This window comes from Ruminococcus sp. RTP21358st1_G6_RTP21358_211008 (assembly GCF_040908885.1).
Taxonomy (GTDB): domain Bacteria; phylum Bacillota; class Clostridia; order Lachnospirales; family Lachnospiraceae; genus Blautia_A; species Blautia_A faecis.
In genome coordinates this window covers 33,348-47,388 of record NZ_JBDGDM010000034.1, presented here as the reverse complement: position 1 = coordinate 47,388, position 14,041 = coordinate 33,348, and the positions used below count along the sequence as shown (strand labels likewise).

Here is a 14,041-nt window from a genome sequence, read left to right as displayed (position 1 = left end):
CGTTGCGCCGGCGAGTGAGTAATACACATTGTCCAAATGCGTCCGCATTGAAGAACTTTTAATCAACTAAATAGCAAAACGCCCTTTCACGAAAACAATCCCATTTTGTGAAAGAGCGCCTAAGGCTCTAAAGCCTTGCTAAAACTTCCCGGGCCTTTTTCACCTCAGCCTCACTGGTGCGGAAAATCTCATACTCACTCAAAGAAGGCAGTCCCATACTCACGCCCTCTTTGCGGTACTTCATCTCACTGTCCAGCAAAACCTTGCCCGTCATATGATAATCTGTGATTCCGGTTTTCTCATAGATTGGAGCGATCACGTCTGCATTCACTCCTGCACCAGCCATAATGTGAATACGACCGGCACTCTTTTCCACCAGCTCTGCAAGCAGCGGCGATCCATCCACACAGTTATTCTTCTGTCCAGATGTGAGAATGGTATTAAAACCAAGAGAAATGACCTGCTCCAATGCCTCCATTGGATCCCTGCACACGTCAAAAGCCCTGTGCAAAGTTACAGACATCCCCTTCGCTTCCTCCATAAGCTGTGCCAGATGCTCCACATCCAGGGAGCCATCCGGTCTTAGCATACCGATTACAACTCCCTGGGCACCCAGCTCCCAGAATTTTCTCACTTCTGAACGAATAATATCAAATTCGTATTCAGTATAACAAAAATCACCAAATCTTGGACGGATCAGTGCATGGATCTTAATATCACTATACCTGCGGATCTCGCGGAAAAGACTCTCTGATGGAGTTGTTCCTCCAATCACCACATTTCCGCAAAGCTCGATCCTGTCTGCTCCGCCTTTCTCAGCGGCAAGTACAGATTCCACAGAATCTGCACAAACCTCCAAAGTAAATTTGCCCATATCCTCTTTTTCCTTTCACCCAGCCTGATACTATCACATTGCAGCTATTGCAATACTTTGCATTCTGATAATTTCACAAATTATTCCCATGCCCGCCGGTCTTGTCACTTTGTTGCTGTATTCCCGAGCTGCCGTTTCTTAATAGAGCGTTACACCAAGGGAATCCAGCATATCCTGCACCGACTGATCCGGGAATTCATCTGTGATGATCCCGTCCAGTTCATCAAGCTGTGTAAATTTATAAGATTCATTAAAATAAAATTTCTCCCGCTCCATCACGGCATATTTATGACGGCTGCTTTCAATTGCAGCCTTTTTGGTCAGTCCGTCCTCCACTCCAAGAGTCGTGACGGTGTGATCCATCATATCAATTCCGCAGCTTCCCATAAATGCCCGGTCAAAGCTATACTGCCGGATCACCTGGATTGCTGCGGAACCAAGGAATCCATTTACTGTAGGATACATGATTCCACCGGTTCCAATGGCTGTGATCTTGGGATTTTGCGCAAGCAGCTGTAAAATATCGATCATGTTGCTCACTACGGTAAGCTGCATTTTCGATTTCGCAAGAAGCTTGGCAAGCTCAATATTGGTTGTGGATATATCAAGAAAAATCGCTTCCCGCTCTTTGATCAGCGTCATAGCCTTGACCGCGATCACCATCTTCTTGTCCAGATGATAATTTCTTCTGTCGATAACATCTCTTTCCAGCGGGTAATCCTGGGAAAGAATCGCACCACCGTAAGTTCTTTTTAATTTGCCGGCATTCTCAAGAGTTTTCAGATCTTTACGGATGCAGTCCTCTGTGACCTGGAACATTTCGCTCAGCTCCCTGGTCCGGACTTTTCCCTGTTCCCGAAGGACTTTCTCGATGGCTATCTGCCGTTCCTCAATGAACATCCTTCTTCCTCCTGTTTTCTGCTGCCTTATTTATCAAAAGCCCATCTCCCGCTCTTTCAAGTGGTCAACATAACTTATATAGTACTATACATTTCATATAACAGACAGGCTTTTAGCTTTCCATTCTTTTGAATGGATACCAAATCTGCCTGTAAAATATTACTCTGCGCATTGACTGCAGGCAACAAAATGTCCCGGTTTTACCTCAACAAGCTTCGGCTGGCTCTTATGGCAGCTATCCTTGCAAACAGGACAACGGCTGCAGAACTTACACTCCTCGCCAAGATCAATGGGGTTCGGAAGTGTACCCTCCAGCATGATTCTCTGACGGTTCTTCTCAATATCCGGATCCGGGATCGGGATTGCAGAAAGAAGAGCCTTGGTATAAGGATGCATTGGGTTCTCGAAAAGCTCCTCACTGTCAGCAAGCTCAACAAGAGATCCCAGGTACATAACACCAATACGGTCACTGATATGCTTCACCATGGAAAGGTCGTGTGCAATAAACAGGTAAGTCAGCCCACGCTCTCTCTGAAGCTGCTCCAGAAGGTTGATAACCTGTGCCTGGATGGAAACGTCCAAAGCAGAAATGGGCTCATCGCATACGATAAAATCCGGATTTACTGCAAGTGCACGTGCAATACCAACACGCTGGCGCTGTCCACCGGAAAACTCATGAGGGAAACGATCTGCATGCTCTGCCTGAAGACCAACGGTTTCCAGAAGCTCAATTACCTTGGCATCACGTTCTTTTTTATTGGCAGCAAGACCGTGAGCATCAATTCCCTCTGCTACAATATCCAGAATTTTTCTTCGCGGGTTCAGGGATGCATATGGATCCTGGAAAATCATCTGCATTCTTCTGCAAAGTTCATGTCTCTGCTTTGTATCCAGATTCTTGTCAATTTTCGTTCCATCGAAGGTTACCGTACCATCTGTAGGATCATACAGATGGATAACAGTTCTTCCGAAGGTAGATTTACCACATCCAGACTCTCCAACCAGACCAAGAGTCTCTCCCTTATAAATCTGAAGGGAAATGTCATCAACTGCTTTCAGAATCTTTTTATTTCCAACATTAAAGTATTTCTTCAGGTTCTTAACATCAAGAAGTACCTGCTTTTCATCATTTTTCATCAGAGTTTACCTCCTGTGCCATCTCGTCAAGCATCCAGCATGCTGACTTATGATTCTTGCCGCAATCGGTATAATCCGGCATGTATTTCTGGCAGACGATCATTGTCTCCTTACATCTTGCCGCAAAAGGACATCCAACCGGAGGCTCCATAAGATCCGGAGGAGTTCCCGGGATTGCCTGAAGCTCACCGCCTTTTTCGTGTGCTTTTGGAATAGAACGAAGAAGGCCTTTTGTATATTCGTGACATGGATTGTGGAAAATATCTTCCACATCTCCTGTCTCAACTAATTTTCCACCGTACATAACAGCAACACGATCTGCAATATTTGCCACAACACCAAGGTTATGGGTAATGATGATAATGGATGTTTTGATCTTTTTCTGAAGATCGCGCATCAAATCCAGGATCTGTGCCTGGATCGTTACATCAAGGGCTGTGGTCGGCTCATCTGCGATCAGCACCTTGGGATCACATGCCAGTGCAATGGCGATGACAACTCGCTGTCTCATACCACCGGACAGCTGGTGTGGATACTGGTCGTAACGTGCCTCCGGATTGGAGATTCCAACCAGGGAAAGAAGCTCGATGGCTCTTGCCTTACGGTCGGCTTTACTCATCTCCTTGCGGTGCTCTTTCAGCATTTCCTCGATCTGTTTTCCAACCTTCATGGTCGGGTTTAGGGAAGTCATGGGATCCTGGAAGATCATGGCAATCTCGCTTCCGCGCACCTGCTGCATCTGACGCTCTGAATATTTGGTCAGATCATTTCCCTGAAACATTACGCTTCCTTCTACTACTTTTCCATTCTTTGGGAGGATTCCCATAACACCTTTCATGGTAATGGATTTTCCGGAACCGGACTCTCCTACTACCGCAAGTGTCTCCTGCTCATTCAGGTAAAAATCCACGCCGCGCACAGCCTGGACAACGCCCTTGTGCGTCTTGATGTGGACTGTAAGATTCTTAACTTCTAATATTTTTCCCATAGCTGTACCTACTTTCTCATCTGCGGATCAAGGGCATCACGAAGTCCGTCGCCCAGAATACTGAAGCATACCATAATCAGTACGATAACAATTGCCGGGAAAATCAGTACATGTGGATACATTCGCAGTACCTGATAACCACCGTTGATCAATACACCAAGGGAAGCCTGCGGCTCTGCCAGACCAATACCAATGAAGCTTAAGAATGCCTCGGTAAAGATAGCGCTTGGGATTGTGAACATCACGTTGATTACGATAACGCTGACTGTGTTCGGGATCAGATCCTTCATAATAATGTTGAATTTGCTGGTTCCAAGAACCTGAGAAGCAAGTACGAATTCCTGATTCTTCAGTTTCAGGATCTCGGCACGAACCAGTCTGGCCATGTTTACCCATCCGGTAATGGAAAGTGCAGCGATAATAGTTCCTACACCAGCCGGGAATGCCATCAGGAAAAGGATTACAATGATAAGGCTTGGGATTCCAACCAGTACCTCAATAATACGCTGCATAACAGCGTCTACCTTTCCCCCGAAAAGAGCGGAAACAGCACCGTAAAGAACACCTACAACCAGATCCAGGATTGCAGCTACCAGTGCGATCATAAGGGAAATTCGGGTTCCCATCCAGGTACGTACCCACAGGTCACGTCCAAACTGGTCAGCACCAAAAATGTGTGCTGCGCTTGGAAGTCCATATACATTGTTATAATCAGTGTCTCTAAATGAATATTTACTGAAGATCGGTGCAAAAATGGCAAGCAGGATAATTCCGATCAAAATAAATAATGCTACAACTGCTGCCTTGTTTTTTTTCAGACGGATCCATGCGTCAGCCAGCATAGTGGAAGCAGGAGCTGCGATGTGCTCTTTTTCAGAGGCTTCTACTTTCGCTTTCTGATACATGCTGCGGTCAATTTTTGATTTGTCCACGATCAGCTCTCCTTTCCTTTGGCAAGACGAATTCTCGGATCAATAAGAGAATAAGCCAGGTCAACAAGCAGTACAATCAGCATATAGAATGCGGCATAGAAAATAGTAATACCCATGATCACCGGATAGTCATTTGCCTTGATACAGTCTACGAAAAGGCTTCCGATACCAGGAATACTGAAGATGTTCTCTACAGCAAGAGATCCTGTCATAAGGTTTACTACGATTGGTCCTAAAATAGTTACAACCGGAAGGATGGAGTTGCGGACTGCATGACGCATAAGGACTTTCATCTGGCTCAGCCCCTTGGCTCTTGCAGTTACGATGTAATCCTGATCCAGTACATCCAGCATTTCGGTACGCATAAAACGGGCAACCATAGCTGTTGCACTGAACGAAAGCGCAATGGACGGCAATACGGAACAATTCCAGCCAGTCCAGAATCCAACCGGGAGAGCGCCCCATTTCAGACCTATGTAATACTGAAGAAGGGCTGCGGCGACAAAGTTCGGCACCGAGACTCCAAGCACTGCCAATATCATAGTAAAGTAATCAATTCCGCTATTGTGCTTCCAGGCAGCCAGGATTCCTAAAATTAATCCGATTGCAAGTCCGATCAGTACTGCCTGGATACCAATCAGCGCAGATGGTCCGAGACGACCTGTGATAACCTTGGAAACATCCTGGTTTACATAAGTAAAGGAAGTACCCAGGTCTCCTTTCAGCATGTTCTTAATATATTTCACATACTGCATTGGAAGAGAATCATTTAATCCATACATTTCCAGCACACGTTCCTGCTGCTGAGGTGTCATAATACTAAAACGCTCAGCATCAAAAGGTGTACCTGGAAGATTTTTCATCATGAAAAAGGTACAGGTTACAATTACCCACAAGGTAACCAGAATGTACCCCAATCGCTTTAATACATATTTCAGCATGACATCACCTTTTCTGTTACTGTGCACGTAGTGAACAGTACTCCTTTTCTTTCTGTGAAAAACAGACCGTATACCGGCTGTGTAAGCCACTGCTGTATACGGTCCGTTACTTGTTCCTTAAGGAATATTACTTGAATTTGAAGCAAACCTCTGAGATCTGTTTCGCTGCCAGTTTATATCCAACAATCACCTGAATAAGAGATTATTCGAAAGAAGCGTACTTGAACTCAAGCGGAACACCGATTGGATGGCTGATCAGGTTCTTGACATTGGATTTTGTCAGAACAGCGGAACCTCTGTGGTATACAGGAGCAACAACTGCGTCTTCCTCAACCAGCTTCTTCTCAGCTTTCAGCATGTCATCAAGACGAGCTGCATCGTCTGTCTGAGTCTTAGCATCAGAAATCAGTGCATTGTAATCTGCATCGTTGTAGTTTCCACGGTATGGAGTTCCGTTTGTCCACAGATCAAGGTATGTCATAGCGTCATCATAGTCAGCACCCCATGCTGTTACAGCAAACTGATAGTTGTTGGCATCCATCAGCTCTCCACGTCCCTGTACAGTCTTGGTATCGATTACTACGTTCAGACCAAGTGTTGTAACAAGCTCGCTCTGGATAAATGTTGCAACGGATTTGGATACAGAGTCATCAGCTACAAGAAGAGTAACCTCTGAAGGTGCGCTTCCAAGCTCCTCAACTGCTTTGTCATAGTACTCTTTTGCTTGCTCCGGATCATATGGGGAAACATCTCCGTTCAGCTCACGGAATGTCTTCTCTCCATCACCGCTCATGCCGTCTGCTACAAGACCAAATCCTGGTGCAGAACCATCAGCAAGAATGTTATCTGTAAGAGCGCTTCTGTTCATAGCAAGAGAAATAGCTTTTCTCATGTTTACATTGCTCATTACGTCATCTGTAAGGTTGAACTGTACATAGCTTGTACGGAAGTCGATCTCCTGGGAGAATTCCGGATCATCCTTGTATGCTACTACGTTTGCAGAATCAAGTTTAACCTGGGAAAGCTCGCCAGCCTGATATGCGCTTAATGCAGCTGCAGCATCTTTGATTACACGAACCTGTGCATCTTCGATTGCTACGTTGTCTTTATCCCAGTAATTGTCGTTCTTAGCGAAAGTAACGCCTACAGCCGGATCATAATCTGTGATCACGTACGGTCCGCAGTAGAGCATGCTGTCTGGGGAAAGAGCGAAGTTTGTGCCCTGCTCTTCACAGAATGCTTCGTTAACTGGGAAGAACATATCCATTGTAGTAAGGTTCAGGAAGTATGGTGTTGGACTCTTCAGCTGAACTTCCAGTGTCTGATCGTCAACAGCCTTAACGCCTACCTCAGAAGCCTCAACGCTTCCCTCATTATACTCCTGACCGTTTACGATGTAGTCTGTCATAATGAAGCTGTAGCCGTTTGTTGCATCTGCGCTCATCTGTTTCAGCCATGCGTATACGAAATCTGCTGCTGTTACAGGCTCACCATTGCTCCACTGGATTCCATCTCTTAAGTGGAAGGTGTATGTAAGCTTGTCATCGGATACCTCATAAGTATCGCAAAGAGCCGGCTGAGGCTGGTTGTTCTCGTCCATACGGAACAGTCCCTCTTCTGCCTGGTTCAGTACCAGGAATGCATTCTCCTCGGATGCAGCCCACGGTACCAGAGTCTTGATCTCGAAATCAGTAGCAACGCTGAGTGTCTCTCCCTCTGCGAATACTGCTGATGCACCTGTAACAGTCATGGTGAGTGCCATTCCAAGTGCTACTGCTGCTTTCATCATTTTCATAGTTTTTTCTCCTTTCTTATCCGTCCTTTATGCAGGTACGGTAGTAAGCCTTTGCCGTTCAGAGTTTAAATGGAGCTTTATAGTAAAAAAACATTTTCTATTTTGCAACTTAGTCACGATGTAGTTTCATGCGCCTTTGCATAAATAAAAAATGTTCTCTTTGCTCGCCTCTTTTTGGTAATTTTAGTATAGCAAAGTGTTGTAGTGTTGTCAATTGTTTTTTATTATTCTTTATTGCTTTTTATTGTTTAGAATTGGTTTTGTACGAATTATGTATTTATTTTGTACAAATTCTGCTTTTTCAAGGAAAAATGAGTAAAAAATATCGGATGCAGCTGGGTGCTTCAACTGTATCCGACTTCCTGTTTTCCTCTTTAATGTGTTGAATGTGTTGAAAAGTTCTTCAGGAGGGACGCATTTGGACAATATGTATTACTCACTCGCCGGCGCAACGCTCCAGCGAACTAATCGCTAACTGCGACTAATGCGTTCGGGAGAGCCCTCACGCATAAGTCTTCGTAAGCGCTGGATTTCGCTTACGCTAAGAGCGCGCCTGAAATGGCTCGCTGGAGTAATACACATTACCCAAATGCTGTGTACTGGCTGGGACTTGATGGTTAGTAAGAACTTTTAACGAGGGGGAGGGGAGTGATTGATTTCCCTATACTTTCTTGACAACAATAGATTAGAAAAAACAATATAGTTGCGGGATATCAACTACTTCACCCCACCCCCGTTGTTGTCGTTACTGTTTCTTTCTTCCCTTTCCAGTAACCAGCGATTTTGCAATGTATATTCGCAAGCCGCGCATTTCAGGAGCGGTTTTAGTGGAGGCGAGATCCATGACTTACGGAGACTTAGGCGCGAAGGCTTTCCTGAGCGTCTTAGTCGTAGTTAGTCATTAGCTTGCTGGAACGTTGCGACGCGCGGCGGTGAATATACATTGTAAAATCGCGTCCGGAATAACGACCAACACATTAAATAGCAATGAAATTTCCTATTGCGCCAAAAATGCCAGGTTAATTTTCCTGGCATTTTTATTCAATATTCAATCTCTACATCTTTTTTGCTGATCAGCCCATTATCCAGGGGATACCAAGTCTCCAGGTACTGCGTTTCCTCATCCTCTGACGAATTCAAATTCAAGATTGTCCTGGTTGTCACCATTTTGCCTGAAGTATCTTCCTTTCTGATTTCCGCCAGAATATAGGCAGTGTCTCCTTCTACCCTCAAGCTATCCGGCACCTCAGATGGTTTATAGGCAGTCTGTTTCAATACCTGATTCGCCTCATTCATCTGGTAAATGATGGTCCGCACTGGCTTGTACATAGTGGCAAACTGAACCGTCACTTTACATCCTTCTGTCTTAGTCTTTCCATTTTCCACTGTAGTAGTTTCACCGGAAAGCGTAGCTGCCATAGTGTTTCCTTCTGAGCCTCCCACACCGTTGGAATAGCCATTTCCAGCCATGGCATAAATTTCCCCGTTTTCTTTCTGGAAAACCGGATTTACATACTGTGTGTGTTCTGACTTGCCAGAGACCTGGTAAACAGTGGCGCTGATTTCCTGTGTTTCTCCATCATCGGTAACGTTGTAGTTCAAATACGGATCTCCTACTCCGTCGGAGCAAAGATTTCCTACAGATGTATTTCCATCCTCATCTTCGGTCACTGGCATTAAAATGTATTCTCCTTTTATGTCTCCAAAGGAAATTTTCCACTCAGAAGAAGACTGGGCACCTTCTTTATCCACAGTTGCCACAAGTTTCCCCTCATAACGGCTGTCATTTCCTATGGTGATACTGCTGTTGTTCATAAGGGAGGCGGCATGGTCGTTCAGATAGCCTTCCATATCATATAGGTCCAGATATTCGGAGGTGATAAAAGCGCCGATCAGGCGGTCACCGTTTCCATCTGTGCCGGCATCTGGGACTGCAAGAGTACAGCCGCTGGCTGTGAAGGTCATGAAAATAACCGATAATTTGAACAAACTTTTTAACAGATGATTGTTCTCCCGTCCCTTCAAAAATCTTTCTGCAAGATGTGCGTCACAATTTGTAGGAAATTTTCTCCAGATGAGAGCACCGCAATGGGCCACCTTAACCGATTTTTGGTGATATTTTGATTTCCTAATCTTCATTTTCGTCCTCCTCCAGATTTCCATCGAATTTTAAGATATCGCCAACATCGCATTGCAGGAAATAACAGATCCGGTTAATGGTGTGGAACCGCACGCCCTTGGCCTTTCCGCTTCTGAGGACGGACAGGTTGGCTTCTGTAATGTTCACCAGGCTGCACAATTCCTTGGACGTCATTCCCCGCTCTTTCAATACGTCTTCAAGGCATACTTTTATTGCCATAAATCATTTCCTTTCCTTATTGCAAATTGCTCCATATTAAATAGTCAATGATATTAAATTAAGAGTCGTTACCTAAATATCCTTGCTTCTTCCTATATAACGAATCAAGACACTTGCAGTCCGGCTATCATTTATATATCTCCATACGCTTATATGAACAGGTCATTATCCGCTTTCAATCTCTGCATTTCCCTTATATACTTTGCAAACAACAGCACTGCCAGCACAAAGGCCAGGGAAAATACCGGGACCGCCACCACATACTCAAGCTGATAAAGGCTGCTCTGGAAAAACAATTGTAGTAGGTTAAATACCGCCCCCAGCCCAATAGTGGATGCTAAGGTCCACACGCAAAAGTGGGAAAGTTTTTCCGCCAGTTTTACACTCTCTTCCTGATACAGGTTTTCCTTTATTGCAGCCAGAAGCCTTCTCGCCAGGAAAACAACTATAATATCCAGTACATAAGGCAGAATACGGACTGCAAAGTGGAGGAACAGGAAAACATAGGTGGGAGTAAGGTTAGAAAAAGTAAAAAATCCATCGCTTAGCTCTATGCCTGTATTTCCCTTCTGTACCGTTTCCAGATTCTGAAGCAGCCCTCTCAGCTCCTGTCCAAAGATGCCGTACACCAATACCACGCTTACAGTGCCAAGAAGGAACCAAAGTCCCTTTTGCAGTTTCTCCGTCCCTGCATTCTTATAATGAAGCAAAATGCGGATAAGCAGGTAACCCAGAAGGACGGAATAGAAGGTACTTCCCAGGGACCATTTCCCGGTGCCTGGTACTCCGGTGAACAAAAGTCCCGGATTGATCATGTAGTATAGGGTTACAAAAAGAAGAGCGCTGATAACCAGAAGCATGAAATCCAGGGGTTCTGATTTCTTGCGCCAGTGCAGGAATCCCCAAATTCCAGCAGGAATAAGTCCCAACAGCATGTATAAGAGGATCGCGACCACATTTCCTACAGCCCCAGACAGCGACAGAACCCGCAGGCCAGCTCCGATCTGCTCAAAAGGGAATGCGATCAAGGTGGAAAACAGACCGGATAAGCTGCGCTGTAAAATACAGAACAGGACGCAGGCGGCCGCTTCTACAGATAAGAGGGTAAATAAATGTCTTTCTTTCATGGGGAACCTCCTTTTTGCCGATATCGAGAAAATCCGCTAACGTGCGGGATTAAACCATCTAATCCTTTACTCTGGATTTCTTTAACTGTTTTGTAAAAATTATTGAAAAACGATAATTTATAATTTAATTATAACTTATAATTATCGTTTGTCAATAATTTTATCAATAAAAAAATTGCCAGGCAGAATTTTCACGCTCTGCTTTATCCAATGGACAGAAGAAACGTTTTTATTTTCTTACCTGGCATTTTTCACACAAACCTATTTTGTGCACACTCTAAAGCGTGTTTGAAAAAGGCTTTCTGCAAGATGTGCGTCACAATTTGTGGGAGATTTCGCCCGGATGAGGACGCCGTAGCGGGCTACGGTAACCGAATTCGGGTGAAATATACCGCAAAGTGGGGCGTGCAGTTCCTCTTCTCTTTTTCAGTAACTTACTGTGTCACATCTCCAAGCACGATCCGAATCAATGTCTTGTCCAGCATCAATGTCCTGTTCCAGGGATTGATGATCACGCCGCTGATTTCTTCCTCGGACAGCGCTGCCTCAAGTAATTTTCCAATGTCTGTCATAAAGGTTGACATAACACTTTTGCCGCCTTTCAATTCTTCGTCGAAGCTGGTAAAAACCGCCCACCAGTTCTTACCGTCGGAGGTTTTTACTGCCTGTAATTTCATCTGACCAGCTGCCCCGTTTGGCTCTACGGCGATGATTACCTGACCGTTTTCACGCATGCGTCTTCGTACCACGGTCAGTGCATGAGCCAGCAATTCTTGCGTTGGCTGCTGCTGAAGTGCTGCGATTACATCCTCGATTTTCTCATTTCCAAGTAAACCTTCATCTGTTTTATCCATATCATTACTCTCCATTGAGCTAATTTCTGTATTAGAGCGTGTTTGAAAAAGGCTTTCTGTAATCTGCCGCTCTTTGATTATACCCTTTTATAAATGATTGGTTCATCATATCCAAAAGTTCTCTTCCCGTTAACTTCCATACTTTCAGATACTTCCAGACAACGATCGGAAAACTTTTCCCAAAGTTTAAATATCATTACCGGCGAAAACTGGCTTATGCTGCCGCCTTCCCAGATTCCGTCCTTTTCATGGTAAAGTGCGGGAGTAAATTTTTCGGATTTTTTCAGTTCCGCGTAATCAACCTTCTTCATGGATGCGTATGAAAATACCTTCTTATCTTCTCCTTCTGGAATTTCATAAGAGGAAAGTAAAATTCCCTGTTCTGTTTCTGTAATAAGAAAAAGATGTGGTGATGCATGACGTTTTCCATTCGTTTCATAGTAGCTTTCTTCAACAACAAATCTGCCATTGAAATCCTCCGGAAGATTTTTTATTTTGTCATTGCAGATTGTATTTACATGCTCGGCATATGGATATGTTTTCCCTTCCGCCTGCATCTTATCAAACTGCTCCTTGTTATCAAAATGTCCTGTCATCATTTCTGTAAATTCATCAAGTTTCATCTTGGTATTTACCTCCATAATCAATTTTTTAATGTTAGGAGCAAAAATTCCCAACTATAATATCCACGGAGCATTCCAGGCAATACATTCCCGCACTCCATATCATATGGTAACCGCCTGAATTTCCTGAAATAGCATTACTGCTTCAGCTTAACCTGCTTTGGTCTTGGATATACCTTTGGCAAGGATAATAATAAGCCACAAAAATAGCCGCCCCGGTCTGGTAAACTAGGCGGCAATTTTTGTCACATCATATATCGGACTAACCGTCTATCGGTAGCACTCTTTTTCTATAATCATATTATCACGCAGCTGTGTAAATGTCAAAAAGTTCTTTTTCTATTAGAAATAACCACCAACGCGAACTGGAATTTCTGGATGAGTATAATATGCGGAAAATAAACTTAATTCCATTTTAAATATAGTGCTGAGTTTCACTGCCATTCTTTAACACCATTTTCACCACACCAAGCAATGCTGCAAATAAAACACCTGCAACCGGCCATACAATCCATGTAATATCCCAGCTCATCGTCCAGAAGCTCCATGCAAGGTAAATCGCTGTAGTCAAGCACCAATATACACCAGAAAACGTGTCAGTCTTTTTCTTAAACAGTTTTTCTTCTTTTGTATATTCGCCTTCCTGAAGAAGGGTATCGTAACTGCTTTTTACCATCCCAACACGAACCAACAGATTCACTCCTATTGCAAGTATGAATAGCAGTAATCCAACGGAAAGACCACAGTAATAGTCGGACGCTTCCATAGATTCGGCAATAATTGTCGGAATCACTGCCAGTATACAAAGCACTACCCCAACAGCTGTTCCTCTGATAAAAATTGGTTCATAGGAATCTTTTTTTTCTCGTACCATTCCAGATACACCATACTCTGTTTCAAAGCATTCTTTTTCAAAATGTTCCATATGTGATTCACTCATTCCATATGTAATAAACAAAAAGACGGCTGCCGCAACCATTCCAAGCAAAAAAACACATCCAAATACTGTTGCCAGAGATTCCGAAACATGAAATACGCTATCTTCTGCCATTGTCACAAGAACAATCAATAATATTGGACTTAAGATACACATACTTGTTGCATTTGCCACTACTTTGGATCCATTTCTTTTCATGTCAAGAAATTCATTTGCATTCTCCATAGTTACTTTTTTCAACGGTTCTGCATAGCTTTCAGTACTTTCGTGATAGGTGATATTTTCTGCTTTCATTTCATCTTTTAATAGGTAATCTGTACTGACACCAAAAAGCTCCGACATCTGTAAAATTCTTTGCAAATCTGGAACAGCTCCTGCACTTTCCCACTTAGATACTGCCTGTCTGGATACGCCCAACTGATTGGCTAGTTCTTCCTGTGACCATCCATTCTTTTTTCTTTCCTCTGTAATCTTATCAGCTAAAATCATTTTTTTCTCCTTTTGCAGATTTTATGAGCTAAATATAACAGTTTTGCTGTTTGCATTCTACCATTTCAGGCTGTAAATCTGTCAA

At 43.8% G+C, this 14,041-nt stretch carries 13 protein-coding genes and 2 pseudogenes; 1 reads left to right on the top strand and 14 read right to left on the bottom strand.

Annotated features, from left to right (window positions below; all coding sequences use genetic code 11):
* Window positions 1–127: 127 nt before the first annotated feature.
* From AB5Z12_RS13780 to AB5Z12_RS13735, 10 genes are all read right to left on the bottom strand, one after another.
* A complete protein-coding gene (locus AB5Z12_RS13780) occupies window positions 128–874 on the bottom strand; it encodes a copper homeostasis protein CutC (protein WP_226837877.1) in 747 nt (248 codons plus the stop codon).
* A 138-nt stretch (window positions 875–1,012) separates the two neighbouring features.
* Window positions 1,013–1,774, bottom strand: a complete 762-nt coding sequence (locus tag AB5Z12_RS13775; RefSeq protein ID WP_226837876.1) for a DeoR/GlpR family DNA-binding transcription regulator — start codon at window positions 1,772–1,774, stop codon at window positions 1,013–1,015.
* Window positions 1,775–1,933: 159 nt separating this feature from the next.
* On the bottom strand, window positions 1,934–2,911 hold the full coding sequence (locus tag AB5Z12_RS13770) for an ABC transporter ATP-binding protein (protein WP_148463621.1): 978 nt from the start codon (window positions 2,909–2,911) through the stop codon (window positions 1,934–1,936).
* A complete protein-coding gene (locus AB5Z12_RS13765; RefSeq protein WP_148463622.1) occupies window positions 2,901–3,899 on the bottom strand; it encodes an ABC transporter ATP-binding protein in 999 nt (332 codons plus the stop codon). Before AB5Z12_RS13765 ends, AB5Z12_RS13770 begins: the two co-directional genes overlap by 11 nt.
* A gap of 8 nt (window positions 3,900–3,907) precedes the next feature.
* A complete protein-coding gene (locus tag AB5Z12_RS13760) occupies window positions 3,908–4,831 on the bottom strand; it encodes an ABC transporter permease (protein WP_226815283.1) in 924 nt (307 codons plus the stop codon).
* A 2-nt stretch (window positions 4,832–4,833) separates the two neighbouring features.
* Window positions 4,834–5,799 carry an ABC transporter permease gene (locus AB5Z12_RS13755; protein WP_226820525.1) on the bottom strand — a complete coding sequence of 322 codons (966 nt, stop codon included), beginning with the start codon at window positions 5,797–5,799 and terminating at the stop codon, window positions 4,834–4,836.
* Window positions 5,800–5,974: 175 nt separating this feature from the next.
* Window positions 5,975–7,567: a peptide ABC transporter substrate-binding protein gene (locus AB5Z12_RS13750; protein WP_226837875.1), complete on the bottom strand. Its 1,593-nt coding sequence runs from the start codon at window positions 7,565–7,567 to the stop codon at window positions 5,975–5,977.
* A gap of 1,041 nt (window positions 7,568–8,608) precedes the next feature.
* Window positions 8,609–9,706, bottom strand: coding sequence for a DUF6783 domain-containing protein (locus AB5Z12_RS13745; protein ID WP_173736101.1), 1,098 nt, complete (start codon window positions 9,704–9,706; stop codon window positions 8,609–8,611).
* Window positions 9,696–9,926, bottom strand: a complete 231-nt coding sequence (locus AB5Z12_RS13740; protein WP_118583284.1) for a helix-turn-helix transcriptional regulator — start codon at window positions 9,924–9,926, stop codon at window positions 9,696–9,698. Before AB5Z12_RS13740 ends, AB5Z12_RS13745 begins: the two co-directional genes overlap by 11 nt.
* Before the next feature lie 149 nt (window positions 9,927–10,075).
* A complete protein-coding gene (locus AB5Z12_RS13735) occupies window positions 10,076–11,053 on the bottom strand; it encodes a hypothetical protein (RefSeq protein ID WP_148463624.1) in 978 nt (325 codons plus the stop codon).
* A 210-nt stretch (window positions 11,054–11,263) separates the two neighbouring features.
* On the opposite strand from AB5Z12_RS13735, the pseudogene AB5Z12_RS13730 reads away from it, so the two are divergent.
* Window positions 11,264–11,407: pseudogene (locus AB5Z12_RS13730) on the top strand (DUF6783 domain-containing protein); the annotation flags it as partial.
* Here the strand turns inward: AB5Z12_RS13730 and AB5Z12_RS13725 are convergent.
* The 4 genes and pseudogenes from AB5Z12_RS13725 to AB5Z12_RS13710 form a co-directional block, all read right to left on the bottom strand.
* Window positions 11,381–11,443 (bottom strand): annotated as a pseudogene (locus tag AB5Z12_RS13725) (DUF6783 domain-containing protein); the annotation flags it as partial. The pseudogenes AB5Z12_RS13730 and AB5Z12_RS13725 sit on opposite strands and share 27 nt — an antisense overlap.
* A gap of 44 nt (window positions 11,444–11,487) precedes the next feature.
* Window positions 11,488–11,922: an SseB family protein gene (locus tag AB5Z12_RS13720; protein WP_368368677.1), complete on the bottom strand. Its 435-nt coding sequence runs from the start codon at window positions 11,920–11,922 to the stop codon at window positions 11,488–11,490.
* Window positions 11,923–11,984: 62 nt separating this feature from the next.
* The gene (locus tag AB5Z12_RS13715; protein WP_118583330.1) at window positions 11,985–12,530 is read right to left on the bottom strand and encodes a hypothetical protein; all 546 of its coding nucleotides are present in this window, start codon (window positions 12,528–12,530) and stop codon (window positions 11,985–11,987) included.
* 415 nt (window positions 12,531–12,945) lie between these two features.
* Window positions 12,946–13,956, bottom strand: a complete 1,011-nt coding sequence (locus AB5Z12_RS13710) for a helix-turn-helix domain-containing protein (protein ID WP_015541488.1) — start codon at window positions 13,954–13,956, stop codon at window positions 12,946–12,948.
* Between the last annotated feature and the right edge of the window lie 85 nt (window positions 13,957–14,041).

What these genes read in the sequence shown, in the direction of transcription:
- AB5Z12_RS13780 (WP_226837877.1), bottom strand. Translation starts at nt 874, where the DNA reads ATGGGCAAATTTACTTTGGAGGTTTGTGCAGATTCTGTGGAATCTGTA.
- AB5Z12_RS13765 (WP_148463622.1), bottom strand. Translation starts at nt 3,899, where the DNA reads ATGGGAAAAATATTAGAAGTTAAGAATCTTACAGTCCACATCAAGACG.
- AB5Z12_RS13740 (WP_118583284.1), bottom strand. Translation starts at nt 9,926, where the DNA reads ATGGCAATAAAAGTATGCCTTGAAGACGTATTGAAAGAGCGGGGAATG.
- AB5Z12_RS13735 (WP_148463624.1), bottom strand. Translation starts at nt 11,053, where the DNA reads ATGAAAGAAAGACATTTATTTACCCTCTTATCTGTAGAAGCGGCCGCC.
- AB5Z12_RS13720 (WP_368368677.1), bottom strand. Translation starts at nt 11,922, where the DNA reads ATGGAGAGTAATGATATGGATAAAACAGATGAAGGTTTACTTGGAAAT.
- AB5Z12_RS13745 (WP_173736101.1), bottom strand. Translation starts at nt 9,706, where the DNA reads ATGAAGATTAGGAAATCAAAATATCACCAAAAATCGGTTAAGGTGGCC.
- AB5Z12_RS13770 (WP_148463621.1), bottom strand. Translation starts at nt 2,911, where the DNA reads ATGAAAAATGATGAAAAGCAGGTACTTCTTGATGTTAAGAACCTGAAG.
- AB5Z12_RS13775 (WP_226837876.1), bottom strand. Translation starts at nt 1,774, where the DNA reads ATGTTCATTGAGGAACGGCAGATAGCCATCGAGAAAGTCCTTCGGGAA.
- AB5Z12_RS13715 (WP_118583330.1), bottom strand. Translation starts at nt 12,530, where the DNA reads ATGAAACTTGATGAATTTACAGAAATGATGACAGGACATTTTGATAAC.
- AB5Z12_RS13710 (WP_015541488.1), bottom strand. Translation starts at nt 13,956, where the DNA reads ATGATTTTAGCTGATAAGATTACAGAGGAAAGAAAAAAGAATGGATGG.
- AB5Z12_RS13750 (WP_226837875.1), bottom strand. Translation starts at nt 7,567, where the DNA reads ATGAAAATGATGAAAGCAGCAGTAGCACTTGGAATGGCACTCACCATG.